We start from the raw sequence: 22,113 nt of genomic DNA on the forward strand, positions 1-22,113 counted from the left end.
GCCTACCTTCCCCGCACGGCCAGGGCCGGGCGGGCACGGAACCCGAGTACGGCGACCACCAGCAGCCCGACGAGCGTCAGCACCATGACCAGCTGTAGCCGTCCCGAGACCCGCAGCCCCGCCGCGTTGGCCGCCAGCGCCCCCGCGAGCAGTGCTCCCGCGACCACGCCCGCGAGGCCGGAGGCGCCCGTTCCGGTGACGTCGAGGCTCGCCGCCACGTACTGGCCGCCGATGAGCGCCCCGGCCAGTGTGCCCATGGGCACCGCTCCACACCCCGCCGACCCGTCTCGAATGACCCGGGTCAGCGGGCGCTCCACTTGACCTCGTAGGGCTGGAGGGTGACCTTCCTGCCGTCCACGGTCGCGTCGACCTTCTCCTCGGTGGTGTTGACCATCACCAGCTGCCGGGGCTGGGCCAGCACCCGGACGGCGGGGTCGGAGGAGGTGACGTCCTGGAGCTTGGCGTCGGCGGGGAACCACCTGGCGAAGTCGTTCACCAGATTGCCGGTCGGCAGCAGGGCGCCGGACTTCGGGTCCCACATGCAGCCGTCGCAGGGGTCGTTTTTGGCCTGCGGGTTCCAGTACAGCGCGGTCGCCGCGCCGCTCCTGGCGAACTCGATCATCGAGGCCGCCTGTACGGCAAGCCGCTTGGGCAGGGGCCACGAGGTGCCGTCCTCGGGGACGAAGTACCACTCCGACCACCAGATCGGCATGTCCCCGGTCTTCTTCCGCAGCCAGGAGGTGACCGCGCTGAACTTGCCCAGCGCGCCGAAGGCGTCGGGCAGCATCTCGTGGGCGTCGGTCAGCGAGGCGCCGTCCACCACGACGAAGTCGGCGCCCTTCTTGTTCTTGTACCAGTAGTCGAAGGCGTCCAGGACGTTCTGGTTGACGACCCCCCACGGCCCCCGCAGCTCGGAGTCGCCCTCACGGTTGGTGTCGAAGCCGATGTACGGCCCGCCGATGTTGGCGTCGGGCCTGACCTTCTTCACCGCGTCGTAGACCTTGTTGTACAGCTCGGTGTAGCCCTTGTAGTCGGCGGGCTTGGAGTGGTCCTTCCAGAACCCCTTGAGCTCGTTCCAGACCATGAAGTACTTGACGTCGCGGTACCTCGCGGCGACGGCCGCGCTCAGTTCGGCGAAGTCGTCGAAGTGCTCGGGGTAGGGGGCGTCCTCCAGGTGCTCCTTCCAGGCGGACTCCTCCGTCGGTCCCTGGGGGCCGCCCTTCATCCAGTCGGGCGCGCAGCAGAGCGTGATGACGGGGGTGCCGCCGGACTGCCGCATGAGGTTCATCCGGCTGTCGAGGTCCTCCCAGTAGTAGTCCCCGGGGTGGGGCTCGGGGTTGAGCGCGCCGAAGCCCATGATGTGCTGGTTCTGCAGGAGCGGGGTCGGGGCGAGCGCCCGGCTCACGTCCCGTTCGAACCGTTCGGTGATGTTGTTGGCGCTGACCCCGGTGTGGGTGAAGCCCCAGCGGGGCCATCCGGGGTCGACCGACGGAGGCTTGGCGATCTTGACGGGTGAGGCCTCGGGCGGGGCGCTGAACCGCTGCGCGTCGGGGGTCGCCGGGCCTTCCTCCCCGCCGGTCGAGCAGGCCGCCGCGACCAGCGTCACAGCGACGATCGCGGCGGCCGAGGCGATCGCCCGGCCGCGGAGACGCCACGTCGATCCCGCGTTACCCGATGACACCTTGGTCTCCATCCGACACTCACTGTTCGCTTTGTCCAGAGCGTTCCATGGTCGTGGGTTAAGCGGAGAAAGCGGGAGATGGTTCACAGGCAAGCGTTATGCCGGTCCCGGTGATCGCCGCCGTGCCGTACGGCCTGACCTGGGGTTGGACCTCATGGATAACGTGAGGAGTGAGGAAAGTCACCGCACGCCGTCCTGGCGCACGAAACCCTTAGAAGAACCTGACGGAGGCGGGAGCAGCGTACGTGCCCCCGGCGGGGAGGGGCGAACCGCCCTGCTCGCCGACGACGGCGACCACCCGGCCGCGACCGGGCACCGGCTGACCGCCCACGAGGCGCTCTCGGCGATCTCCCGCCGACCGGGCGTCAGGGAGCCCAGACGTAGGGGGTGGTCGTGGTGACGGCGTGGAAGCCGAGCCGGGCCAGGATCGGCCTGCTGTCGTCGGAGGCGTCGACCTGGAGATAACGCACCCCGCGTGAGGCCGCCCTGCGCGCCCGCTCGGCGACCAGCGCCCGGTAGATGCCCCTGCCGCGCCAGGAGGCCAGCGTCGAACCGCCCCAGAGCGAGGCGAACTCCGTACCCGGCCGGTAGACCAGCCACGCCGCGGAGACCACCCGCCCGTCGGCCTCGGCGACCAGCACGGTCATGTCGTCCGGCGCGGTGGTCAGCCGCGCCGAGAGGTCGTCGACCAGCCACCCCATGTCGGTGTCCCACACCTCGGACTCCATCGCGGCGATGCGCCGCAGGTCGGCCAGGTCGTGGACCTCCCGCAGGACGACCCCGGCGGGCAGGACCGGCTCGGCCGCCGTCTCGGACACCAGGCCGATCATGACCGTCTCGGTCTCCTCGGCGTGGAAACCGGCCTTCACCAGCCGTTCCACGATGTCCTCGGGGTGGTCGTGCCCCCGGGTCTTCCACTCGACCGCCTCACCGCGCGCCGCGAAGTAGTCGCGCTGCCTGGCGATCAGTGTGTCCAGAGCCGCGCCCTCGATCCCCAGGTCACGGGGCCCGGTCACCAGCCCCCGGTGTTCGCCGACGACCCGCAGCACCGGACCGTCCTGCTCGTGGGAGACACCGGAAGGGGGTCTGAGAGGGACACCGCGCATCTGCTGGTCATAGACGTTCAAAAGGTCGCGGATCATACCCCGAGCGTACCGGTGAGGGGCGGAGCACACGCGGGGCCCGGGAAATCGCTCTCAGGAGACGGCCACGGACGGGAGGGAACCCGGTGTGGCTTTGCATGACGTTGCCCCCGAACCCCGGGCGCATCGGGCAGAGTAGGAGGGGGGCCGCGATCGAGGGAGAGAACATCGTGGTTCTGTCTGGCGGGGGTGGTCTCTGGTGGAGACGCGCCCGGTTTCCCGCCGTCGCTCTGTGGATCCTGATGACGTTGCTGAACGTCTACGAGTTCCTGATGACCTTCTGAGCGCCGCCGCCTCACGGGGCGGCGCTCAGAACTCCGGGAACCGCGACGGGGCGCCCGGTCGTTGACGCGACGTCAGGTTGACCGCCTCCACCCCCCGGTCGGAGGCAGCTCACAGGAGTGTGCGCACCATGGCAGTGACCGGCATCATCTCCGCAATCGTCGTCGGTCTTGTGATCGGCGTCCTCGGACGACTCGTCGTTCCCGGCCGTCAGAACATCCCGGTCTGGCTCACCGTCGTGATCGGCGTCGTCGCCGCGCTGATCGGCACGGCGATCGCGACCGTGCTCGGCGTGGCCAGCACCCGCGGGGTCGACTGGATCGAGCTCGTCATCCAGATCGCCCTGGCCGCGGTCGGCGTCGCCTTCGCCGCAGGCCAGTACGGCAGGCGCCGGTCGTAGCCGCCCCTTCCACGAGAACAGATGTGGCCCCCGCCCGTGTCAGGGCGGGGGCCACATCACCTCTCACCACCTGGATCCGAGGCCGTACGGCCGGGCGTATCCGAAGCCGGACGAGGTCGTTCGAGGCCGTACCGCCCGTCCAGGCCGGGCGGCGGTCCTACCAGTCGCCTTCGCCCTCGTCGTCGCCCTCGAAGATCTCCTCGACGACCTCGCCCGCGACGAAACCACCGACCAGACCGGCCGCTCCGGCCGCCGCGACCGTGCCCCAGCCGGGACCCCCACCGTGGTGGCCGCCGTGGTGACCGCCATGATGGCCGCCGTGGTACTCGTCGTGGTGCCCGCCGTGGGCGTAGGGGTCGTGATGGCCGGAGAAGCCACCGTGACCGCCGTGGGACAGGGCGGCGAGCCAGTTGTTGATCTCACCGGCCCAGTCGCGGTGCGGCGCCCCGTGGTGGTCGCTCTGCCAGTGGGCGAAGGAGTCTCCGCCGTGGCTGTGGCCGCCCGAACGCTTGTCGGCCTCCAGGATGAGGTCGAACCCGCCCGGGTTGGTGACGAAGGTCAGCTCGACCTCGTTGATCCGCCCCGAGTATGCGGGCGGCGGATAGAACTCGATCTCCTGGTAGAACGGCAGCTGCTGGTGGACGCCACGGATGTGGCCGGTCTCCAGGTCGGCGCTCTTGAAGTGGAACCCGAGCTGGGAGAAGGCCCGCAGCACCGCCTCCTGGGAGGCCAGCGGCTCGATCGCCAGCGGGTCCATGTCGCCCTTGTCGACGGCGGCGGCGATGGACAGCTCGGTGCGCACCCCCAGGGCCATGCCGTGCAGGTGCTGCCCGCCGATCTCCGAGAGCGGAGACTCCCACGGGACGGTGATCTGGAAGGGGATCACCCTGTCCTGACCGGTGCGCAGGGAGAACGGCCCGGAGACCGAGACGTTGTGGAACTCCACCAGCCCCACGTACTCTCCGTCGCCGTGCTCGGACTCGGTCCTGGCGACCAGGCCGAGCGAGACATACTCGATCTCGGCGTCGAAGTCACCACCCTTGATGCGCACCTCGCCGTGCAGTGTCCCGCCCGGCTGTACACGCGGGGTGGCCAGAACCGTGTCCACCGAGGGACCTCCGACACCGAAGGCTCCCAGCATCCGTTTGAAGATCACGGCTTCCTCTCCTGCTACCGATGCCTGTGAGATGTGATCATTCGGCCAAACGGCCGCGTCACCACCGGAGTTCCCGGAGACCGGATCAGGCCACCTCGGCCGTGCCCCGGAGGCGGGGTCGGGCGGTCGCCGACGAGGACGGCGCGGTGGTCCTCAGGGTCGTGGCCGGTCAGGGATCCCTGACGAAGCGGCGCGGTGGTCCTCAGGGTCGTGGCCGGTACGGCGAGCCGGTCGGGCGGTTTCCGACGACGGTTGCGCGGGCGGCGTCTCCTCGCGTTGGGTCCGGGTGCCTTCGCGGGTAGGAACCGTCTCACGTCGGCACGGCGATGGGGAGTTCGGGGATGAACGGCGTCGTGGGGGCGCGGAGCCGTACGCGGGGACGGTCGTGAGGGGCGGGCTGCGGCGGGTCTCCGACCTGCTGTTCGTTCCCGGGGCGAACCGGCACGGGGTGCTGCCCGCCCTGCTGGTCGTGCTGACCGTCACGACCGGACTCGTGGACGCGCTCAGCTTCCTCGGGCTGAGCCGGGTCTTCGTCGCCAACATGACCGGCAACGTGGCCTTCCTCGGTTTCGCCCTGGCCGGTGACCCGCAGCTGTCGGTCTGGGCGCCGCCCCTGGCCGTGGCGGTCTTCACCGCAGGGGCCTGGAGCACCGGACGCCTGGCCCGGTGGATGCCGCGGGCGCGGCGGGAGTTCACGGTCCTCACGGCCGTGCACGCCCTCCTGGTCGCGGCGGCCCTCGTGGTCGCCCTGCTGGCGGACCACCGTACGGCCGGCGTCCGGGCGGCGCTGATCGCCCTGCTGGGGTACGGCATGGGCCTGCAGAACGCCGCGGCACGTCGTCTCGCGGTGCCCGACCTGGTCACCATCACCGTCCTGACCAGCACCCTCACCCTCCTGGCCGCCGACCCACCGGAACGGGCCGGGCTACGCCGTTCGGTTTCGATAACCGCCCTGTTCACCGGCGCCCTGACCGGCGCGGTCCTCTTCCTGAACCTCGGCCCGGTCCCGGTCCTGGCCGTCGCCCTGGTCCTCCTCACCGCCGTGACCTTGGCCTCCCGCCCCCGGTAGACCGGCCGTCGGACGTTTCCGGGTACGGGCCGCTCAGCCGTACGGGTTCAGGCGTGGTTGGGGTCGTCGGCCACCCCCAACACCGCCTCAAACAGTCCGGGGGTTCGCCCAGGCCGGTGCCGACGTGCTCGGCGTCGCCCGCCGCGGTCAGTCACGGGAGGAGACCGCCGCCGGTCATCCGGGGATCGCCGTGCACGTCGCCGACCTGCGCGACCCGCACGCGCCCCAGAAGGTCGTCGACGCCTCCGTCAGCCTGTGGGGAGGGGCGGACGTCCTGGTCAACAACGCCGGAGCCACCATGGTGACGCCCCTGGGCGAGGTCACCGCCGAAGTCATCACGGACCTGTTCGCCCTCAACGTCACCGCGCCCAGCCTGCTCGCCGGGGCCGCCCTGCCGTACCTGCGTCTGGCCGATCCCGACACGACCTGGCTGACCGGCCAGGTCCTCACCGTCAACGGCGGCCTGGACCTCATCTAGGAGTTGTTCGGGGTCTGAGGGGTCTCAGCCACGTGATCGGGCCTCGAATCCCCTGACCGAACGGCGTCGGAGCTATGGAGTGACGGGTTCGACCTTGAGGGGCGGGATCAGAGCGGAGCATGCCGTGGAACCGGGGTCGCCGGTGCGGACGAACCGGGAGACAAGACCCGTGACGCAGCCGCTGCGTTCGAAGTCCACCAGATGGCCGAGGTTGGGCAGCACGATCTGGCGGGTGCGGGTGAATGATCGGGCGACCTGCGCCGCCTGCGTGGCGGGTGTGTTGGCGTCCAGATCGCCGGAGAGCAGCAGCACCGGTGCGTCCGGCGCGGTGCCCGACGGCCTGTACGGGCGTACGCCCTTCACCTTCGGCCACTGCAGGCAGAAGTCACCGAAGCCGTAGCGGGCCGAACCGGTCGCCTCGGGGCTGAAGGGCCCGGTCCGGCCGGGTGCCGTGCGCGCCAGCGCTCTGCCGTACTGTCGTGCGCGTTGCGTCAACGGTGCGTTGGGCCGCCACAGCACGGGGAAGTCGTTGCAGCCCATGGCGGAGGCCGTCGATTCGTTGATGTCGCCGCCACGCCCGGGCCACAGGCGCTGGGCCAAGGCGGTGAGCCGTCCGTAGTCACCGCGTACGGCATCGTGCAGCATGGCGGGAAAGCGGCCCATCACCCCGATGGTGGCAGGGTTTCCGCGGCTGCTGCTGGCGGCGTTCTGCAGGGCCAGGCCGGCCAGCATGCCCTCGGTGAAGGTCACCGTACGGCTGGCACCGCCACCGGGGTCGGGCACGACGAGCGTGACCGGACGCGCGCGGAGGCGGGTGGCGAACGTGCGCAGATCGGCTACGGCGGTGTCGGCGTCGCACGCTCCGGCGCTGCGTTCGCAGACGGTGCGCAGCATGCCGGGGAAGGCGCGGGCGCCCGGTCCCTGGAGCGGGTCGGCGTCGACCGGTAGGACTCCGGACAGAACGATGGACGCGACGCGGCTGGGGTGGCGGCGGGCGTAGACCTGCATGAGGTAGGTGCCGTAGGACTGCCCGATGAGATGGAGGCGTTCGACGCCGATGCGTGCGCGGACGGCGTCGATGTCGTCACTGACGGCGGTGGCGGTGTAGCCGCGGCTTCGAGGGCCGAGTACGGCACCGCAGCGTGCGACGGCGCTTTGGACCGCGGCCCGTCCGGCCAGGGTGTCGAGGGTGAGGCCGCAGTTCAGGGCGCCGGAGGCGTTCGTGCCCCGCGGATCGACCAGGAGAAGGTCGTGGTCGGTGAGAAGCGGTTCGAGCAGGGCGGTGTAGAAGCCGGTGAGGGGGATGGGCGCGTTACCGGGCCCGCCGGGGTTGACGGCGATGGTGCCGGCGGCCGGGGCCGAGGCGGCGGACCGGCGGATGAGGGCGTAGGCGACGTCGACGGTACCGAGCGCCGGGTCGGCTTGGACGAGCGGGCGGCTGACGGTGTCGCATTCGACCTGGTGACCGGGGACCGTGGGACACCAGGTCGGAGCGGCCGAGGCGGCGTGGGCGGGGAGTCCGGGAAGCATGGCCAGCCCTGCGATGGCGGTGGCAAGCCAGCGGTGTGCGTGCAACATGGTCCTGACGCTAGAAGTCCCGATCGTGGCGCGGCATGGGACCAACGGATGAACTTCTCCCCCGCCGCGCGGCGGATGATGATGGCCCCCGGTTCGGAGGTGATACCAGCACCACCCTCAAGTGGGAACGCAGCACCATCGTTCGCCGGGGCCGCGAGTTCCTACCTTTGAGGCATGAAGAAGATCCTCGGAGTCACCACCTTGCTGGCCGCCGCCGCGATCGCCGGGGGCGCGGTACTGATCCACAGCAACAGCCGCGAGCCGATCGTGCCCGCTTCGGAGACCACCCGCACCACGTACCGGCTGACCGGAGACGAGATGGAGGTCGACTCCAGCGGCCCGGTGACGATCACCGTGGTCACCGGGCCTGCGGGCGAGGTCGTGGTCGACCGCAGGCTGCGCTGGACCGGCCCCAAGCGCCACACCGAGTCGTGGCGCGAGGACCGCATGGCCATCGACTACGAATGCGGGGGCGGCGACTGCGGCGCCGACTACCGGCTGAGCGTGCCTGGCGGTACCCGGGTCAGGTTCGGCGGCGTGAAGGCCAACTGCCCGCCCGAGATCGCATGCGAGGAGGCCTAGGCCCGACGCCGTTCGGTCAGCGCCGGGACGGCGGTGCCAAGGACCGGCGGGCTCCGGAAAACCACAAGGCCGGACTCCGCCTTCGCGGCTCGACCACGACCACATGATCCGAACCCCGAACGGCTCCTGGGCGGTTGGATACGGCTCAGGGGGACAGGGACGCGGTGACGGCCATCGTGGTGTAGGTCATCGTGAAGCCGCCTCCGATGTCGTCGATGGCGGCTCCGACGTCCTGAAGGATCTCGGCCAGCCTGTCCGGGGGGAGCCGGGTGAGCACGCCGGTGGTGGGGAGCAGGTCGAGCCAGTCGGCACGGCTGTAGTGGTGCTCCCAGTCGAACCGCAGCTGTTCCGGCTCGCCGAACACGGCCGCCTTCCTGATGCCGTCGGCGAACGTCGTGAACATCGTCCGGTAGACGTCCCTGGCCGGTTTCGGTGACGCGGCGCCGAGCGGCGAGTCGGGCACGGCCTTCCCGAAGGCCGTGGCGAACGCCTCGGCGACAGGGGGCGGCGCGTCGTAGGCGTGGGCGAACACCGCGAGCAGGCCACCGGGACGCAGCACCCGCGCCGCCTTGGCCGCGCCCACGGCCGGATCGACCCAGTGCCAGGACTGCCCCGCGACGACCGCGTCGAAGGTACGGCCCGCCGCGTCCCAGTCCTCGAAGGTCGCGACCTCGACCTCGACCCCGGTACGGCGGGCGAACTCGGCCATCCGCGCGTCCGGCTCGACCCCCAGCACCTCACACCCGGCCGCCAGGAACTGACGGGCCTCGATGCCGGTGCCGCAGCCGACGTCGAGGATGTGGGGGCCGGGGCTGTCGGCGATGATCCGCCGCACCAGGGCGTCGGGGTAGGCGGGCCGGGCACGGTCGTAGCGTTCGGCGTCGACGCCGAACGACTCGGCCATCTGCCTGGCCTTATGGGCTTCGTTCCGCTGGGGCTCCGGTTGCTCTCGCATTAGAGTGGGCATGCGCCCACCATAGTGGGCACATGCCCACTCGACAATCGGGTTACGGTTCGCGGTAAGCGAAGAAGGGTTCGAGGAGAGGGAGGGGCCGGAGATGCCGACCGGGGTGGCCCTTCGGGACGTACGGCAGCAGCTGTTCGACGCCGCCGAACGAGTCCTGCTCCAGGACGGGGCGAACGGCCTGACCAGCCGGGCCGTCACGACGGAGGCGGGTGTCGCCAAGGGGGTCCTGCACCGGCACTTCGAGGACTTCGACGCCTTCCTCGCCGACCTCGTCCGGGACCGCGTCACCCGGCTTGAGGGTCAGGCCGCGACCCTGCGCGACTCGGCCGGGACCGGAGACGTCGCGGGCAACCTGACCGGGGCGTTGGTCGACCTGTTCGACCCGGTCGCCGTGGGGATCGTCGGCCTCGTCATCTTCCGCGACGAACTACGCGCCCGGCTGCGTCAGGACCGACCGGATCCCGGCGTCCCGGTCCTGACGGACGCCGCGGTCATGGTCGCCGGCTACCTGAGGGAGGAACGCGAGATGGGCCGCATCGCGGTGGACGCCGACGCGGACGCGCTCGCGCTCTCCCTGGTCGGCGCCGGGCACCTGCTGTTCGCCGACCGGGGGAGAACAGCCCCGGGACCCGGCGAAGTCGGCAGGATCGTGAACGCCGTCCTCGCCGACGTCATACAGAGACGCCTGCTGTGAACCGGCGACCGGCGTTCGCCTGGTTCATGGGCCTCGCCCTCGACTCCCGTTGTTAGGCTCCTTCCGGTGAGTGAGCAACCGCTCGACGGTGGTGTGAAGCTGACATCCGCCGAGATCGAAGCCCTCGATGCCAGGTGGGCGTCCTGTTGGACACCTGATGAGGTGGCGCGGTGGCTGGTCGGGGTTTCCGCGACCTGGTGTGTGGCCGCGGGCTGGGCGCTGGACCTGTTCCGTGGCACGCGGACGCGCGAGCATGGGGACATCGAGATCGCGGTTCCCGCCGCCGACTTTCCCGAGGTCCGTGCCCGCTTTCCCGGGTACGCCCTTGACGCGGTCAGCAGCGGCACTCTCTGGGAGAACGCCACGGCGGACGTCCTGGCCGCCACACATCAGACCTGGCTTCGTGAGCCGTCCACCGGCGACTATCTGCTCGACGTCTTCCGGGAACCACATGACGGGAACACCTGGATCTGCCGCCACGACGAGACGGTCCGGCTTCCCTACGAGGACATCGTCGACCACAGTCCGGACGGGATTCCGTACCTGGTGCCCGAACTGGTGCTGCTGTTCAAGGCCAAGCACGCTCGCCCCAAGGACCACCGGGACTTCCACGGCACCGTCCCGCACATGACCCCGGCCCAACGCCGAAAACTGGCCGAACTCCTCGCCCACACCTACCCGGGACACCCCTGGCTCGGGAGCCTGTAGCCCGCCTCACGCGGCTTCAACCGTGATCCGCGAGGTGGGAGTTAGAAGTCGAACTCGCCGTTTTTGGCGCCGTGGATGAAGGCGTGCCAGACGGCGGCGCGTACGACGTAGGGGGCCTGGTCGGGGGCTTCGGCGTCGCGGATGGCGACGCGACCCCCGGAGAGGGGGACGACCTCAAGGCATTCGCCGCCGTCCTCGCCACTCTTGGTGGCCTTGCGCCAGTGGGCGTTTCTCAGCTCTTCGCTCAGGTTCATTTTCAGGAACCTCCCCTGACTCCGGATCGGCTCACTGCTGAGGCGTCCAGTGCTACGGGCGTTCGTCGAGCTTCTTCATCCTGGATCCGCAGATCAGAACGGTCAACAGGTCGTGGAGAACGCGCGAGTCGGCACCGAGTGGACTGCCGGGCGTTTCAGCTCGGTCCGGGCAGTCCTGCGCCGACCGCCTTGGAGCACCTGGTGCGGAGGGTGAGAAAAGGCTCGTTGTTTGGTGAGCGAATGGGTTTCCGGTGGGGGCGCCGTCCGGGGGTGGGCGGTGCCCCCTTTTGTGTTCGCTGTACGGCTCGCGGTTGTTTCGGGATGCCCTGTGGGTGATGGGAACCGTGGCCCGCGAGGTGGGGGTCAGAAGTCGAACTCGCCGTTTTTGGCGCCGTGGATGAAGGCGTGCCAGACGGCGGCGCGTACGACGTAGGGGGGTTGGTCGGGGGCTTCGGTGTCGCGGATGGCGACGCGGCCTCCGGAGAGCGGGGCGACCTCAAGGCATTCGCCTCCGTCTTCACCGCTCTTGGTGGCCTTGCGCCACGGGGCGTCGAGGAGTTCCCTGGTCAGGTCGTCCATTTCCGTATCATCTCCTTGATCATGTTGAGGGATTCCTGCCGGGGCAGGGCGTCCGACCGGATGGTCTCGTATTTCTCGGTCACGTCCCGAACGACCTGATTCCGATCCGTGACGTGGCCCGTGTTCGCCGACTGTAGGTAGGCCATTTCCGGCTTGTTCGGCAACTGGGCTATGGAGAAGGCTCCGAGAAGGCCGGTGGTGGACGCACGACCCAGAGGGGCGATCTGGACGCTGATGCGGGGAGACTCTACAGCCTCCAAAAGGTGTTCCAATTGCTGCCGCATCACCTCCGCACCACCGACGGGGCGTATGAGAACACACTCATCCAGAACTATCCAAAGCATAGGAGGCGTAGTCTTCTGGAGCACTTGCTGTCTGGCCATACGGAGCGAGGTGAGCTCCGTGATCCTGTCCTGGGTGATTCCGGGCAGCCCGCCGATGATCGAACGCGCGTAGTCCTCGGTCTGGAGCAGGCCGGGCACGATCAGCGGCCCCCACAACCTGATCGAGGTGGCCTCCTGCTCGACCTCCAACCAGGACCGGAACCAGCGGACCGTCGAGTCGCTGGGCAGAAGCCGCAGCAGCTCACCTTCGAGGCCGAGCGCCTTCTCGCACCGTTCGACGAAGTCCCGTGAAGGCCGCCGAGTGGCACGCTCCACCTGGCCCGCATAGCTGGGGCTGAACCTGATCTTCTTGGCCAGCTGCTCCTGGGACCATCCTTTGTTTTCTCGGAGTTTTCGTAGCTCATATCCGAAATAGGCCAATGGGCCTGCGTCGGGGTTCAGCTCCTTGGGGGCAGGCACGGTAACTCCTAACGGCGAGGTCGCGCAGAGGTCGCACACATTGTGCAGATCAGAGCATCGCCCTGCCTCACAAGTGTGCTTGTGAACTCCCTGAGAAATTAGCTTGTTGAAGGCACTGTGGGAACTGCCCAAGAGGGCAGGCGTGGGTTCCGTCGCACAGTCCGATGCGAATTTGCGCTATCACCGGGCAAGACGGAAAGAGTGGGTGATTCCTATGGCAAACGGACAATGCTGGCGGGAAAAGACCCTGGGGGATTTCGTGCTGGAAAGGGACCCGGCGTCGGTTCCGGCTGCCAGGGAAAGGGCTCTGAAGATTATCGGGGAGGACTGTTCCGTACGGGACGACGTTCTCCTTGTGGTCTCCGAGCTGGTGACCAACGCGATCCGGCACCCGGAGCTGACCGGGCGGGTCCACGTCACCCTGACGGCGGGCATGGGGCTGCTCATCGTGGAGGTTCGCGACCCCGGCACCTGGTACGAGGCGCCCAGGGTCGTGCCACCGTACGACCCGCTCGCCGTCGGGGGCAGGGGGTTGCTCCTGGTCGCGCTGCTGTGCGGGGGGCGGTGGGGGACCTACGTCATCGGAGGTGGTGAGCGAATCGTGTGGGCCGCCGTACCCGTGACGGCGTGGGCCCCGCGCGCGCAGGAAGTGATCGCCGCCCGCAGGCGGCTGGTGGCCTGAGACCGGCCACCTCTCAGAACGACCCCGCTGGGGGTGCCTGCGGGCCGGGCCGGGCCCGCCTGGCTCCGCGTCGCGGAGCCCCTCCCACCGGGGTCCCATCCCTCTCCGGAAAACCAGAAGCCGGAGAAACCAGAAGAGCCAGAAGAGCCGGAGAAACCGGAGGGTCCATGTCCTCGAAGACCAAGAGCCTGATCGAGTTCGCCGCCGCCGTCGTGTTCGTCGTCGGGCTGCTGGCCTTTTCCATCTGGGCCGTTTCTGAGCCGGCCGCGATTTCCGTGCCGCTCCTTTTTCTCCTGGCGGTGCTGAGCGTTTCCGCGCTCATCGCGGTCCTCAAGCCGCCGAGTCGCGGGCGGCGCTGGTAAGAACTCCCCGGTAGGGCCTCTGGCCGACCTTCCCCCGGGGTCACGGTCCATTCCGCGAACCGTGGCGCCCTATCGGGGCAAAAACACAGCAGCCCTCTCCGACGGCATCCGGAGGGGGCTGCTGTGTTTCGTCATTCTCGGTGAAACCGGTTTCCCCCGATCACACCGAGCACCCGGTCACGCGGGTACGGCGGGGCGGTAGACGCACACCTGCGCTCCCGTGGTTGCGGTGACCAGGGAGACCAGGTCGAAGGCGCGCAGCGCGCCGTCGCCGGGGAAGATCGTCTTGCCGCCGCCGAGGATCACCGGCATGACGACGAGTCTGAGCTCGTCGACCAGGCCCTCACCGATGAGGGTGCGCGCCAGAGTGGGGCTGCCCATGACGAGCAGGTCGCCCCCGTCCTGCTCACGCAGCTTCCGGATGTGGGCCACGGCCTCCTCGCCGGGCAGGAGGCTGGTGTTCTCCCAGGTCAGCTCGTCGTCGCGGAGGGTGCGCGAGACCACGTACTTCTGGATGGAGTTCATCCGGTCGGCGAACGGGTCGCCGCCGCGCTCCGGCCAGGCCGCGGCCATCGTCTGCCAGGTGCGACGCCCGAACAGCAACGCCTGTGCCGCGGACAGCCCTTCGTCGAAGAAGCCGCCGACGACCTTGGGGTCGAAGAACGGGTGTGACCAGCCGCCGTGGGTGAAGCCGCCGTCGGTGTCCTCCTCGGGGCCGCCCGGTGCCTGCACGACGCCGTCCAGGCTCATGAACTCGCTGATCACGATGCGCATGGGTCTCGCTCCTTCGATGTGCTCTCGTCCCGCCACAGGCTATTGCCGACGATTTGGACTGTCAAGACAACTCAATTTGTCGGTAGAAAGTGGCCATCGCAACCTAGGTTGTATTCCTAACTAGGTTGCTCTACCGTTTAGGTAGCGAAGCACTTAGCGGAGGTTTCCCCATGTCGTTCACCCCTCTGGCCTTTGGGCTGTCGGCCGTACTGGTCGTCTATCTGGCCGTCGTCAGCCCTCTGACGGGCAAGCACACCTACGACCGGCTGGGCCGTACCCGTGACGAGGACCCCGGCGTCTACCGCAGGATGCTCACGATCTGGAGCGCCGAACTGTGGGCGGTGGCCGCCGTGGCGCTGGTGATCGTCGCGATCGAGCCGAACCTCGACCTGGCGGACATCGGCCTGGTGGTCAACAGGCCGCCGGACACCACCCTGGGGATGGTCGTCGGTGCCGTGTTCACCATGACGGTCGTCTCGATCGCCCGCAGGTGGGCGGCGGCCAGGGGGGTCAAGACGTCCAAGGCGGCTCAGGCCGCCCTCCAGCAGAAGGCCGTCAGCCACCTGCTGCCGCGCACGAGGACCGAGCGCTGGTACGCCGCGGGGCTCTCGGTGACCGCGGGCGTCACCGAGGAGATCGTCTTCCGGGGGCTGCTCATCGCCGTCGGCACGGAGGCCTTCGGCCTCAGCCGGGAGGTCGCGGCGGGGCTCGCGCTCGCGGTGTTCGTCGCGGGCCACCTCTACCAGGGCTGGCGCGGCATGGTCCCGGTCGCCGTGGCCGGCCTCAGCCTGACCTTCCTCTACTTCAGGACCGGCGACCTGCTCCTGCCGATCCTGGTCCACGCGATGATCGACCTGTTCGCCCTCACGTTCTCCAGGCGGCAGCGGACCGAGCTGGTCAGGGAAGCGGCATAGGTAGGATCGCGACCGTGACGAGCGACCGACGTGCGAGCTGGCTCAAGGGCGTTCTCGACCTGCTGGTCCTGGCCAGCCTGACGTCCGGGGAGAACTACGGCTACGAGATCGCCAAGGACCTGGCCGAGTCGGGCCTGGGCCAGATCAAGGGCGGCACCCTCTACCCGGTGCTCAACCGGCTTGAGGAGGCGGGGCTGGTCACCGCCGAGTTCCGGGTCACCGAGCGCGGGCCGGGACGCCGCTACTACCGGCTCACCGACCAGGGCAGGCGGACGCTCGCCGAGCAGAGCGGTCTCTGGCTGAGTTTCGACGAGTCCGTGCGCGCCGTACTCGGCAGGGGCGGTGCGGAGGAGGTGTCACGATGAACGGTTACTTCGAGCGGCTCACCGCCGCGATGACCGAGGCGGGCATGCCCGCGGACCGGGTCGAGGCGACCGTCGCCGACCTGCGGGCCTACCTCGCCGAGAGCGGTGGCGACCCCGAGGAGGAGTTCGGCCCGGCGGACGAGCTGGCCGCCGAACTGACCGGCGCCTCGGCCCCGCCCGTCGAGGGCGCCCAGACCTGGCGCTGGACCGCCGACCTGTTCCACGACGTCAAGATGCTCAACGAGTACGGCGCGCAGGGCTGGGAGGTCGAGAAGGTCGACGTCAAGGGCATGTTCGTCAGTGTTCGCGACCCCGAGCACCCCCAGCAGTGGGAGTACCGCAGGGAGACGCGCCGCCCCGGCCTCGTCGAGTCGCTCGCCCCCGACGGCTGGGAGCCGTGCGGGACGTGGGTGTGGTTCGAGTACTTCAAGCGTCCCAGGGCCGCCAGTCTGGGACCGGCCGCCGAGCTGAGCGCCCCGCCACGGGGGCCGGGGCGGGGCTTCTTCCTCAGCCCGAGGTTCTACGCCCTGGTCGGCGTCCTTCTGGCGGCCGAGGTCGTGTTCACGGTGTTGTTGCTGGTCGTCGGAAAGGATGAGATTGAGGAGTTCGACGGCCTCGACACCCTGTTCGGCCTGTTCACCGGCGCGACCCTGGGGGTGGTCGCCGTGGTGGCGGTGCTGTGGCTGTTCAGCAGGTCGCGCGGCGGGGGCCGCGACGAGCGCGGCGGCGACGGCGGGAGCCGGCGGGCGCCGTAGGAGGGGTCACGCGGCGGGGGCCGGGACCACCGAGCGGACCAGGCGGCAGTTCTCCGGCGGCAGCAGCCTCTCGTTGCTCAGCCAGCTCTCCGGATCGGCGACCTCCCGCTGGCCGACGTGCTCGGCGACCGTCAGGCCGTGCTTCGCGAGCGTGGCGGACAGTTCCTCGGGGGTGAAGAAGCTCAGCCAGGGCTCGCCGCGTTCCGCCGCCGCGGCCATGGCCATCTGGCCGAAGGCGGTCGCGGTCTCGTCGCACAGGGCGGGTGGCAGGGTGTACTCCATGACCAGTTCGCTGCCGGGAGCCAGCCGGGCGACCGCCGTGAGAGTGGTGCCGACGGCCTGAGCGGTGAGGTACATGCTGACGCCGAGCCAGCTGACCAGGGCGGGTGCCGCCGGGTCGAACCCCTGGGCGACGAGCCGCTCGACGAGGTCGTCGGCCTCGAAGTCGGTCTCCACGAAGACCGGCCCGTCCTGCGGGGCGAGGCCCGCCGCCGCGAGCAGGCCGCGCTTCCAGCGCTGGGTGGCGGGGTGGTCGACCTCGAAGACCGTCACCTCGCGGGCCAGCGGTGAACGGTTGGCGAAGGTGTCCAGCCCCGCGCCGAGGATCACGTACTGCCTCATCCCGAGCCCGGCCAGTTCCGCCAGCCGAAGCTCGGTGTACCGACTACGGGTGGTGACCTGCGCGCGGACACCGGACAGGATGAGGTGCTCTCCGTAGGCGCGGTGGTAGCCGATCAGCTCCTCGGCCCGGTCGCCCAGCAGAGCCTCGGCGAGGGTGTCCTCGAAAATGAAGGGTGCTCGGTCGACCACCAGATGGGCGGCGCGGGCCGCCGCCGCCATGAGCGCGGTCTGGCTGTGCTCGTCGTTCATCGGCTGTTTCCTTTCGCGGTTTCCAAGCCGTTGAACGACGATGCTAGGCGCGTGTCCGGGTGATTGTTTCCATCATATCAGTTGAAAATTAATTTAATGTAACGGCCGGATGATGATACGGGATCACTGTTTTTTATTCGCCGGTCGGTGCCCAGGGGGAGGGTGTCCGTCCGTGCACCGGGCGTGCCGTCCCCGCGGAGGTCTCCCGAGCACGAAAAACGGGGCCGCCCGGTTGGGCGGCCCCGCGGGGGGCTTGCCGTACGGCTGTGACCTCTAGGTGTTCTTCGAGGTCACAGCCATGTTGTCAAGGCTTAGAGGAAGTAGTAGACGTCGACTCTGCCGTCGGAACGGTTGGAGAAGACGGCTTCGCCTGCCTGCTGAGCAGGGGCCCTGTTGACGAACGCGACCGCCGCCGCAGGGTTCGCCTGGATGGTGTGCCGCCAGATCTTCGGGGCTGCTGCGAGGGCTTCCTTGCTGGCGACCTCGGAGTCACTCATTTTGTTCTGCCTTTCTGTCGATAGGCGGTCGTGGAGAGGTGGTGCAGCTCATGTATCGCACGACAGGAAAGGCGGTGTGTATGGCCCCAGGGTATGTATTGCATTTCTTTTCGGCCGGTTCGCTGATTGCCAGAAAGGGCAAATTGTTTTATGTGTGTCTTTGTGTGGAAATGGTGCTCCGGTCATTTGTTGTCATTGGCGGTATATGCGGCCTCGGTGGGGTGTGACATGGCATTGGTGCGGAGACAGAAGAATGGCTACCAAGAGTAATCGATTATTAACCCTGAGTCGTGAAATGGCTCGCGGACCGAAAGCCCCGGGGCAACGGCCCCGGGGCGGGGATCTCAGTCCTCGTGGACCGTGATCGTCGAGGTCGGGCAGACGGCGGCGGCCTCACGGACCGCCCTGTGCAGCTCCTCGGCGGGCGCGGGTTCGAGCAGCACGACGATGCCGTCCTCCTCGCGCTGGTCGAAGACCTCGGGCACGGTCAGCACGCACTGTCCGGCGCCGCAGCACCTCGTCTGGTCAACGCTCACTCTCAAACTCATGCCGGCTCCTCCTTCACCGTCACGGACGTCGACGCCATGGACGTCGCGTAACAAATGCCGCCACGGTCCTCACCACCGGACCGGCAGCTCGTTCAGCCCGCCGACGGCCAGTCCCTCGACCCGCCGCAGCTCCTCCTGGGGTACGGCCAGCTCCAGGGTGGGCAGCTTGCGCAGCAGTACCTCAAGGACCACCTGGAGTTCGGTACGGGCCAGGGCCTGACCGAGGCAGGAGTGGATCCCGGAGCCGAAGGCCAGGTGCGGGTTGGGGGAGCGGGTCATGTCCATCTCGGCCGCCGCGTCGAAGACGCCCTCGTCCCGGTTGGCCGAGGCCATGCTGCAGATCACGGTGGTGCCCCGGGGCAGGGTCGTGCCGCTGACCTCGATCTCCTCGCGCAGGTAACGCGGCAGGCCGATGCCCGCGTTGGCGTCGAGGCGCAGCGCCTCCTCGACCGCGGTGCGCACCAGCGAGGGGTCGGCCAGCAGCCGCTCCCACCGGCTCCGGTCGCTCAGTAGCATGGCGACCATCTTGCCGATCATGTTGGCGGTGGTCTCGTGCCCGGCGACCAGCAGTCCCATGCCGGTGACCACGATCTGGAGGTCGGACAGGCCGCCCTCCTCGGGAGGGCCGACCGCGATCAGCTCGCTGAGCAGGTCGTCGCCCGGCTCGGCGCGCTTGGCGGTGACGTGCTCCGACATGTACTGGAAGAACTCAAGCTGGGAGGCCTCGGTCTCCGCCTTGGTGTAGCGGGTGAGGTTGAGCAGCGCGTCCGACCAGTGGGAGAAGCGGTCCCGGTCCTCGGCGGGCACGCCGAGCATGTCGCAGATCACGTAGACCGGCAGCGGGAAGCCCAGGGCGGCCCGCAGGTCGCCGGGGGCGCCACCGGCGACCATGTCGTCGACGAGCCGCTCGGCGATCTCGGTCATCTTGGGCCGCAGCGCGATCATCCGTTTGGCGGTGAACCACTTGGCGACCAGGCGGCGCCAGTGCTGGTGGCCCTCACCCGTGTCGGGGACGATCTTCGTCATCTCCCCGCTGAACACCCCGTCGCCCTCCGCCGAGAGCCGGGCCGCGTCGGGCGCGTCGAGTCGTCGGGTGAAGCGGGGGTCGGCCAGCACCCGCTTGACGTCGTCGTACTTGGTGAGCAGTGTGGCCTGGTCGCCACTGGGCAGCCTCACATGGGCCACGGGACACTGCTCACGCAACCGCTCCCACTCGGCGGGCGGCTCAAGCGCCGTCTCACCGGGGAACGGGTAGTTCAGAAGCTGCTCGTCGGTAGTCACGCGGGCCTCTCCTCCGAACGGAACGGTCGATGGGGGCGCTCGCTTCGGGCGACGATGCCCGATCTTCCTCCCGTACGCCCCCTGTCATCGAACTTAACCTACATATGGAGGAAAACCTACATGTGTAGGTAGAAGGTAGATTTATCCCGTGACCACGAACAGAGACGGCAGAGCTCCCCTGGGTGATCGGCGGGTGCGCCGTACGCAGAAGGCGTTGCAGGGTGCGCTGATCGAGCTCGTCGAGGAGCGGGACCTGTCCCGCCTCAGCGTCGCCGACGTCGCGGGACGGGCGGGGGTGAGCCGTTCCACCTTCTACGACCACTACCGGGACGTCCACGAGCTGGCCGAGGCCGCCTGCACCGTGATGATCGACGAGCTGATCGGGGCCGTGCCCGGTCCCGGCGCGGTCTCGGAGGACCCGGCGCGGGACGCCCCCCAGAAGCTGCTGGCCTTCTTCACCACGCTGGCCGAGCACGCCGGGCTCTACCGCGCCCTGCTCGGGCCGAGCGGGAGCGCGCGGGTGATCGACCACATCCGCCGCCGTGCCACCGCGGCGGGATACGCCGGGGCACGTCAGGCCAGGGGCAAGGCCACAGCGGAAATCACAGCGAAAGCCGCAGGGGAGGCCGTACGGCAGGGCGACGGAGACCCGCACGACGTGCCCGCGGCCTTCGCCGCCGGGGCGCTGGTCGGGGTGGCCGCGGACTGGCTGCAGCGCGGCTGCCCGCGCACGCCCGCCGAGATGGCCGACCTGACCTGGCCGCTGTTCACCGCCCTCTACCGCCGGGACTGAGCCCGTCAGGGCTGGGTGAGCAGCCGTGACCGGGTGCGGGCGGGAGCCGTACCGGGCAGGGTGTCCAGGACGTCGGCGAGGGAGACCCCGGCGAGACTGCTCCGCCACGCCTCGTGCGCCTCGGCCATCTTCCTGGCCAGCACGCAGGTGTCCTGGCACTGCTCGGGGGGCAGCGCCCCGCGCCCCTGCATGCGGATCTCCCGGCACTCGTACGGCGAGGCCGCTCCGCCGACCGCCTCGACGATCTGCAGGAGCGTCACCTCGGAGGCGGGCCGCGCGAGCCTGAACCCACCTCTCGGGCCCGTCGTCGCGGCCAGCACCCCCGCCTTGACGAGCAGCTGCAACTGCTTGGCGAGATAGGGCGCGGGCAGGTCGTAGTACTGAGCGAGCTGAGCCGCCGACGCGATCTCCCCCGGGAGGAGCTGCGCCAGTGACGCGGCGCAGTGCAGGACCCATTCGGTGCTCACGGGCAACTTCATGCCATGAGTCTATCTAAGACATTGCGGATCTTTTTAGTCCGAGATACCGTGCAAGTGACACCATGGGAGGAAGGGTCATCATGCGGATCGCAGTCGCCGGTGCCACCGGCAACATCGGAGCCCTCACCGTCGCCGCCCTCGAAGGCCAGGGGCACGAGGTCGTGCGCGTCAGCCGTTCACTCGGCGTCGACCTGACGACAGGAGAGGGGCTCGACGCGGTCCTGACCGGGGTGGACGCCGTGGTCGACGTCACCAACGGGGGCGAAGGAGACCGGGCGGAGGCGATCGCCTACTTCGGCGCCACGACGCGCAACCTGCTGGCGGCCGAGGAACGGGCGGGCGTCCGGCACCACGTGCTGCTGTCGATCGTCGGCATCCACAAGATCGAGGGCAACGCCCACTACGCGGGCAAGCGGGAGCAGGAACGGCTCGTGTCCGAGGGGCCGGTGCCGTGGACGATCGTGCCCGCCACGCAGTTCCACGACTTCGCCGCCATGGTGGCGAGCTGGACGGAGCGGGACGGCGTCGCCACCGTCGCGCCGCTGCTGGTGCAGCCGATCGCGCCCGCCGACGTGGCCGCCGTCCTCGCCGAGGTCGTCACGGGTGAGCCCCAGGGCCGTCACCCCGACGTGGCCGGGCCGCACACGGAGGACCTGGTGGACATGGCCAGGCGCACCAACGAGGTGCTCGGCCGTAAGGTGCGGCTGGTGCCGACGTGGAAGGAGCTGTTCGGCGTCGAGATGGCCGGCGAGGTGCTGCTGCCCGGCGAGGGCGCCCGCATCGCGCCGACCACCTTCGAGGAGTGGCTTGAGCGTCTGCCGGAGGATCAGGGGAAGAGGTAGGCGATGTCGGCCCGGTCGTTGCCCGAGCCGAGGGCGTCCGCCTTGTACCACGCGCGGGAGCGGTTCAGGGTCGTCGCGTCGTCGTAGATCGCCCCGCCCGCGCGGTCGGACTGGTTGTTCTCCAGGGCGCTGGTGATGTCCTGCCAGCCGAAGTCGGCCAGCTGGTGGAGGCCGTACTCGTAGAAGGCGATCATGGCGCCGCCCTCGCGGTCCCACAGGGCGTGCTGGTACAGGCAGTAGTCGCCGTAGCCGCAGGCGATCCTGGCGTAGGCGGTGCGCGCGGTGGCCTTCACCGGGGTGGGGAAGGTCATGACGGCGCCCTTGTCGCTCCAGACGATCTGGTTGGCGCCCCTGCGCTGCCCGCCGTACCTGGCGATGTGCTTGTCGATCTTGCCGGTCAGGTCGGCGTCGTCGACCGAGGCGAAGTTCGTCTCCTCGGCCCGCGCGGCGGAGACGGAGGTGGTCGGGGAGGGGTCCGGTGTCGGGACGGCGGCACCGGCGGGCGCCTGGACCGTGACGGTGAGCGCGACCGCCGCGGCGGTGAGCGACAAGGCTCCTCTGGCCTTCATGTGTCCCCC

The 22,113-nt window shown here is 69.4% G+C and carries 28 protein-coding genes and 1 pseudogene; 13 read left to right on the forward strand and 16 right to left on the reverse strand.

Annotated features, from left to right (window positions below):
* Positions 1 to 2 precede the first annotated feature (2 nt).
* The 3 genes from ACIBVQ_RS12620 to ACIBVQ_RS12630 form a co-directional block, all read right to left on the reverse strand.
* The gene (locus ACIBVQ_RS12620) at positions 3 to 257 is read right to left on the reverse strand and encodes a hypothetical protein (RefSeq protein WP_399177373.1); all 255 of its coding nucleotides are present in this window, start codon (positions 255 to 257) and stop codon (positions 3 to 5) included.
* Positions 258 to 301: 44 nt separating this feature from the next.
* Positions 302 to 1,681: a xylan 1,4-beta-xylosidase gene (locus ACIBVQ_RS12625; RefSeq protein ID WP_399177374.1), complete on the reverse strand. Its 1,380-nt coding sequence runs from the start codon at positions 1,679 to 1,681 to the stop codon at positions 302 to 304.
* A 365-nt stretch (positions 1,682 to 2,046) separates the two neighbouring features.
* Positions 2,047 to 2,823 (reverse strand): GNAT family N-acetyltransferase, encoded by a 777-nt coding sequence (locus ACIBVQ_RS12630; protein ID WP_362784203.1) that lies wholly within the window; start codon positions 2,821 to 2,823, stop codon positions 2,047 to 2,049.
* 412 nt (positions 2,824 to 3,235) lie between these two features.
* Here ACIBVQ_RS12630 and ACIBVQ_RS12635 point away from each other — a divergent pair, with 412 nt between their 5' ends.
* Complete coding sequence (locus ACIBVQ_RS12635; protein WP_362917896.1) at positions 3,236 to 3,505, forward strand: GlsB/YeaQ/YmgE family stress response membrane protein; 270 nt, start codon at positions 3,236 to 3,238, stop codon at positions 3,503 to 3,505.
* A gap of 157 nt (positions 3,506 to 3,662) precedes the next feature.
* Here ACIBVQ_RS12635 and ACIBVQ_RS12640 read toward each other — a convergent pair whose 3' ends face one another.
* The gene (locus tag ACIBVQ_RS12640; RefSeq protein WP_386196222.1) at positions 3,663 to 4,661 is read right to left on the reverse strand and encodes a sporulation protein; all 999 of its coding nucleotides are present in this window, start codon (positions 4,659 to 4,661) and stop codon (positions 3,663 to 3,665) included.
* 385 nt (positions 4,662 to 5,046) lie between these two features.
* Between ACIBVQ_RS12640 and ACIBVQ_RS12645 the strand changes: the two genes are divergently transcribed.
* Together ACIBVQ_RS12645 and ACIBVQ_RS12650 are read left to right on the forward strand one after the other, a co-directional pair.
* A complete protein-coding gene (locus ACIBVQ_RS12645; protein WP_386196220.1) occupies positions 5,047 to 5,730 on the forward strand; it encodes a YoaK family protein in 684 nt (227 codons plus the stop codon).
* Positions 5,731 to 5,830: 100 nt separating this feature from the next.
* Positions 5,831 to 6,208: pseudogene (locus ACIBVQ_RS12650) on the forward strand (SDR family NAD(P)-dependent oxidoreductase); the annotation flags it as partial.
* Positions 6,209 to 6,280: 72 nt separating this feature from the next.
* On the opposite strand, the gene ACIBVQ_RS12655 reads toward ACIBVQ_RS12650, so the two are convergent.
* Positions 6,281 to 7,786: an alpha/beta fold hydrolase gene (locus ACIBVQ_RS12655; protein ID WP_399177378.1), complete on the reverse strand. Its 1,506-nt coding sequence runs from the start codon at positions 7,784 to 7,786 to the stop codon at positions 6,281 to 6,283.
* 174 nt (positions 7,787 to 7,960) lie between these two features.
* On the opposite strand from ACIBVQ_RS12655, the gene ACIBVQ_RS12660 reads away from it, so the two are divergent.
* On the forward strand, positions 7,961 to 8,368 hold the full coding sequence (locus ACIBVQ_RS12660) for a hypothetical protein (protein ID WP_386196214.1): 408 nt from the start codon (positions 7,961 to 7,963) through the stop codon (positions 8,366 to 8,368).
* 145 nt (positions 8,369 to 8,513) lie between these two features.
* Here the strand turns inward: ACIBVQ_RS12660 and ACIBVQ_RS12665 are convergent, their stop codons facing one another.
* Positions 8,514 to 9,272: a class I SAM-dependent methyltransferase gene (locus tag ACIBVQ_RS12665; protein WP_399177380.1), complete on the reverse strand. Its 759-nt coding sequence runs from the start codon at positions 9,270 to 9,272 to the stop codon at positions 8,514 to 8,516.
* A 154-nt stretch (positions 9,273 to 9,426) separates the two neighbouring features.
* On the opposite strand from ACIBVQ_RS12665, the gene ACIBVQ_RS12670 reads away from it, so the two are divergent.
* Both ACIBVQ_RS12670 and ACIBVQ_RS12675 read left to right on the forward strand, forming a co-directional pair.
* Positions 9,427 to 10,029 carry a TetR/AcrR family transcriptional regulator gene (locus ACIBVQ_RS12670; RefSeq protein WP_399177382.1) on the forward strand — a complete coding sequence of 201 codons (603 nt, stop codon included), beginning with the start codon at positions 9,427 to 9,429 and terminating at the stop codon, positions 10,027 to 10,029.
* Between the two features lie 66 nt (positions 10,030 to 10,095).
* Complete coding sequence (locus tag ACIBVQ_RS12675; RefSeq protein ID WP_399177384.1) at positions 10,096 to 10,737, forward strand: nucleotidyltransferase domain-containing protein; 642 nt, start codon at positions 10,096 to 10,098, stop codon at positions 10,735 to 10,737.
* Between the two features lie 41 nt (positions 10,738 to 10,778).
* Here ACIBVQ_RS12675 and ACIBVQ_RS12680 read toward each other — a convergent pair whose 3' ends face one another.
* The 3 genes from ACIBVQ_RS12680 to ACIBVQ_RS12690 all read right to left on the reverse strand — a co-directional run bounded on the left by ACIBVQ_RS12680 (position 10,779) and on the right by ACIBVQ_RS12690 (position 12,373).
* Positions 10,779 to 10,991 (reverse strand): DUF397 domain-containing protein, encoded by a 213-nt coding sequence (locus ACIBVQ_RS12680; protein WP_399177385.1) that lies wholly within the window; start codon positions 10,989 to 10,991, stop codon positions 10,779 to 10,781.
* 363 nt (positions 10,992 to 11,354) lie between these two features.
* Entirely contained in the window at positions 11,355 to 11,570 is a 216-nt protein-coding gene (locus ACIBVQ_RS12685; protein ID WP_399177387.1) for a DUF397 domain-containing protein, read from the reverse strand.
* Positions 11,558 to 12,373, reverse strand: coding sequence for a Scr1 family TA system antitoxin-like transcriptional regulator (locus ACIBVQ_RS12690; RefSeq protein WP_399177389.1), 816 nt, complete (start codon positions 12,371 to 12,373; stop codon positions 11,558 to 11,560). The genes ACIBVQ_RS12685 and ACIBVQ_RS12690 overlap by 13 nt, the downstream gene beginning before the upstream one ends.
* A 214-nt stretch (positions 12,374 to 12,587) precedes the next feature.
* Here ACIBVQ_RS12690 and ACIBVQ_RS12695 point away from each other — a divergent pair, with 214 nt between their 5' ends.
* Both ACIBVQ_RS12695 and ACIBVQ_RS12700 read left to right on the forward strand, forming a co-directional pair.
* The gene (locus ACIBVQ_RS12695) at positions 12,588 to 13,055 is read left to right on the forward strand and encodes an ATP-binding protein (RefSeq protein ID WP_362784170.1); all 468 of its coding nucleotides are present in this window, start codon (positions 12,588 to 12,590) and stop codon (positions 13,053 to 13,055) included.
* A 167-nt stretch (positions 13,056 to 13,222) separates the two neighbouring features.
* Positions 13,223 to 13,417, forward strand: coding sequence for a hypothetical protein (locus tag ACIBVQ_RS12700; RefSeq protein ID WP_362784167.1), 195 nt, complete (start codon positions 13,223 to 13,225; stop codon positions 13,415 to 13,417).
* A 177-nt stretch (positions 13,418 to 13,594) separates the two neighbouring features.
* Here ACIBVQ_RS12700 and ACIBVQ_RS12705 read toward each other — a convergent pair whose 3' ends face one another.
* On the reverse strand, positions 13,595 to 14,191 hold the full coding sequence (locus ACIBVQ_RS12705) for a dihydrofolate reductase family protein (protein ID WP_399177392.1): 597 nt from the start codon (positions 14,189 to 14,191) through the stop codon (positions 13,595 to 13,597).
* Positions 14,192 to 14,361: 170 nt separating this feature from the next.
* Here ACIBVQ_RS12705 and ACIBVQ_RS12710 point away from each other — a divergent pair, with 170 nt between their 5' ends.
* The 3 genes from ACIBVQ_RS12710 to ACIBVQ_RS12720 are packed head-to-tail and all read left to right on the forward strand — an operon-like array spanning position 14,362 to position 16,225.
* Complete coding sequence (locus ACIBVQ_RS12710; protein ID WP_399177394.1) at positions 14,362 to 15,105, forward strand: CPBP family intramembrane glutamic endopeptidase; 744 nt, start codon at positions 14,362 to 14,364, stop codon at positions 15,103 to 15,105.
* A 14-nt stretch (positions 15,106 to 15,119) separates the two neighbouring features.
* Complete coding sequence (locus ACIBVQ_RS12715; RefSeq protein ID WP_352015415.1) at positions 15,120 to 15,470, forward strand: PadR family transcriptional regulator; 351 nt, start codon at positions 15,120 to 15,122, stop codon at positions 15,468 to 15,470.
* The gene (locus tag ACIBVQ_RS12720) at positions 15,467 to 16,225 is read left to right on the forward strand and encodes a hypothetical protein (RefSeq protein ID WP_399177396.1); all 759 of its coding nucleotides are present in this window, start codon (positions 15,467 to 15,469) and stop codon (positions 16,223 to 16,225) included. Before ACIBVQ_RS12715 ends, ACIBVQ_RS12720 begins: the two co-directional genes overlap by 4 nt.
* 6 nt (positions 16,226 to 16,231) lie before the next feature.
* Here ACIBVQ_RS12720 and ACIBVQ_RS12725 read toward each other — a convergent pair whose 3' ends face one another.
* The 4 genes from ACIBVQ_RS12725 to ACIBVQ_RS12740 form a co-directional block, all read right to left on the reverse strand.
* Positions 16,232 to 17,095 carry a class I SAM-dependent methyltransferase gene (locus ACIBVQ_RS12725; RefSeq protein ID WP_399177398.1) on the reverse strand — a complete coding sequence of 288 codons (864 nt, stop codon included), beginning with the start codon at positions 17,093 to 17,095 and terminating at the stop codon, positions 16,232 to 16,234.
* A 311-nt stretch (positions 17,096 to 17,406) separates the two neighbouring features.
* Positions 17,407 to 17,592, reverse strand: coding sequence for a hypothetical protein (locus tag ACIBVQ_RS12730; RefSeq protein WP_362784152.1), 186 nt, complete (start codon positions 17,590 to 17,592; stop codon positions 17,407 to 17,409).
* 344 nt (positions 17,593 to 17,936) lie between these two features.
* On the reverse strand, positions 17,937 to 18,134 hold the full coding sequence (locus ACIBVQ_RS12735) for a ferredoxin (RefSeq protein ID WP_352015502.1): 198 nt from the start codon (positions 18,132 to 18,134) through the stop codon (positions 17,937 to 17,939).
* Positions 18,135 to 18,209: 75 nt separating this feature from the next.
* Positions 18,210 to 19,421 (reverse strand): cytochrome P450, encoded by a 1,212-nt coding sequence (locus tag ACIBVQ_RS12740; protein WP_399177400.1) that lies wholly within the window; start codon positions 19,419 to 19,421, stop codon positions 18,210 to 18,212.
* Positions 19,422 to 19,569: 148 nt separating this feature from the next.
* Here ACIBVQ_RS12740 and ACIBVQ_RS12745 point away from each other — a divergent pair, with 148 nt between their 5' ends.
* Positions 19,570 to 20,214: a TetR/AcrR family transcriptional regulator gene (locus tag ACIBVQ_RS12745; protein WP_399177402.1), complete on the forward strand. Its 645-nt coding sequence runs from the start codon at positions 19,570 to 19,572 to the stop codon at positions 20,212 to 20,214.
* A 5-nt stretch (positions 20,215 to 20,219) separates the two neighbouring features.
* Here the strand turns inward: ACIBVQ_RS12745 and ACIBVQ_RS12750 are convergent, their stop codons facing one another.
* Positions 20,220 to 20,693: an Rrf2 family transcriptional regulator gene (locus tag ACIBVQ_RS12750; RefSeq protein ID WP_352015409.1), complete on the reverse strand. Its 474-nt coding sequence runs from the start codon at positions 20,691 to 20,693 to the stop codon at positions 20,220 to 20,222.
* 80 nt (positions 20,694 to 20,773) lie between these two features.
* Between ACIBVQ_RS12750 and ACIBVQ_RS12755 the strand changes: the two genes are divergently transcribed.
* Entirely contained in the window at positions 20,774 to 21,535 is a 762-nt protein-coding gene (locus ACIBVQ_RS12755; protein ID WP_399177404.1) for an SDR family oxidoreductase, read from the forward strand.
* Here ACIBVQ_RS12755 and ACIBVQ_RS12760 read toward each other — a convergent pair.
* Entirely contained in the window at positions 21,520 to 22,104 is a 585-nt protein-coding gene (locus tag ACIBVQ_RS12760) for a hypothetical protein (protein WP_352015407.1), read from the reverse strand. The two genes, ACIBVQ_RS12755 and ACIBVQ_RS12760, sit on opposite strands and share 16 nt — an antisense overlap.
* Positions 22,105 to 22,113 lie beyond the last annotated feature (9 nt).

Origin of the sequence: Streptosporangium sp. NPDC049376 (assembly GCF_044466505.1) — a bacterium.
Classification (GTDB): Bacteria; Actinomycetota; Actinomycetes; order Streptosporangiales; family Streptosporangiaceae; genus Streptosporangium.

Coding starts and splice junctions, on each gene's coding strand:
- ACIBVQ_RS12620 (WP_399177373.1), bottom strand. CDS start 257: ATGGGCACACTGGCCGGGGCGCTCATCGGCGGCCAGTACGTGGCGGCG.
- ACIBVQ_RS12630 (WP_362784203.1), bottom strand. CDS start 2,823: ATGATCCGCGACCTTTTGAACGTCTATGACCAGCAGATGCGCGGTGTC.
- ACIBVQ_RS12635 (WP_362917896.1), top strand. CDS start 3,236: ATGGCAGTGACCGGCATCATCTCCGCAATCGTCGTCGGTCTTGTGATC.
- ACIBVQ_RS12655 (WP_399177378.1), bottom strand. CDS start 7,786: ATGTTGCACGCACACCGCTGGCTTGCCACCGCCATCGCAGGGCTGGCC.
- ACIBVQ_RS12660 (WP_386196214.1), top strand. CDS start 7,961: ATGAAGAAGATCCTCGGAGTCACCACCTTGCTGGCCGCCGCCGCGATC.
- ACIBVQ_RS12665 (WP_399177380.1), bottom strand. CDS start 9,272: ATGGCCGAGTCGTTCGGCGTCGACGCCGAACGCTACGACCGTGCCCGG.
- ACIBVQ_RS12670 (WP_399177382.1), top strand. CDS start 9,427: ATGCCGACCGGGGTGGCCCTTCGGGACGTACGGCAGCAGCTGTTCGAC.
- ACIBVQ_RS12680 (WP_399177385.1), bottom strand. CDS start 10,991: ATGAACCTGAGCGAAGAGCTGAGAAACGCCCACTGGCGCAAGGCCACC.
- ACIBVQ_RS12685 (WP_399177387.1), bottom strand. CDS start 11,570: ATGGACGACCTGACCAGGGAACTCCTCGACGCCCCGTGGCGCAAGGCC.
- ACIBVQ_RS12695 (WP_362784170.1), top strand. CDS start 12,588: ATGGCAAACGGACAATGCTGGCGGGAAAAGACCCTGGGGGATTTCGTG.
- ACIBVQ_RS12700 (WP_362784167.1), top strand. CDS start 13,223: ATGTCCTCGAAGACCAAGAGCCTGATCGAGTTCGCCGCCGCCGTCGTG.
- ACIBVQ_RS12705 (WP_399177392.1), bottom strand. CDS start 14,191: ATGCGCATCGTGATCAGCGAGTTCATGAGCCTGGACGGCGTCGTGCAG.
- ACIBVQ_RS12710 (WP_399177394.1), top strand. CDS start 14,362: ATGTCGTTCACCCCTCTGGCCTTTGGGCTGTCGGCCGTACTGGTCGTC.
- ACIBVQ_RS12720 (WP_399177396.1), top strand. CDS start 15,467: ATGAACGGTTACTTCGAGCGGCTCACCGCCGCGATGACCGAGGCGGGC.
- ACIBVQ_RS12725 (WP_399177398.1), bottom strand. CDS start 17,095: ATGAACGACGAGCACAGCCAGACCGCGCTCATGGCGGCGGCGGCCCGC.
- ACIBVQ_RS12730 (WP_362784152.1), bottom strand. CDS start 17,592: ATGAGTGACTCCGAGGTCGCCAGCAAGGAAGCCCTCGCAGCAGCCCCG.
- ACIBVQ_RS12750 (WP_352015409.1), bottom strand. CDS start 20,693: ATGAAGTTGCCCGTGAGCACCGAATGGGTCCTGCACTGCGCCGCGTCA.
- ACIBVQ_RS12755 (WP_399177404.1), top strand. CDS start 20,774: ATGCGGATCGCAGTCGCCGGTGCCACCGGCAACATCGGAGCCCTCACC.
- ACIBVQ_RS12760 (WP_352015407.1), bottom strand. CDS start 22,104: ATGAAGGCCAGAGGAGCCTTGTCGCTCACCGCCGCGGCGGTCGCGCTC.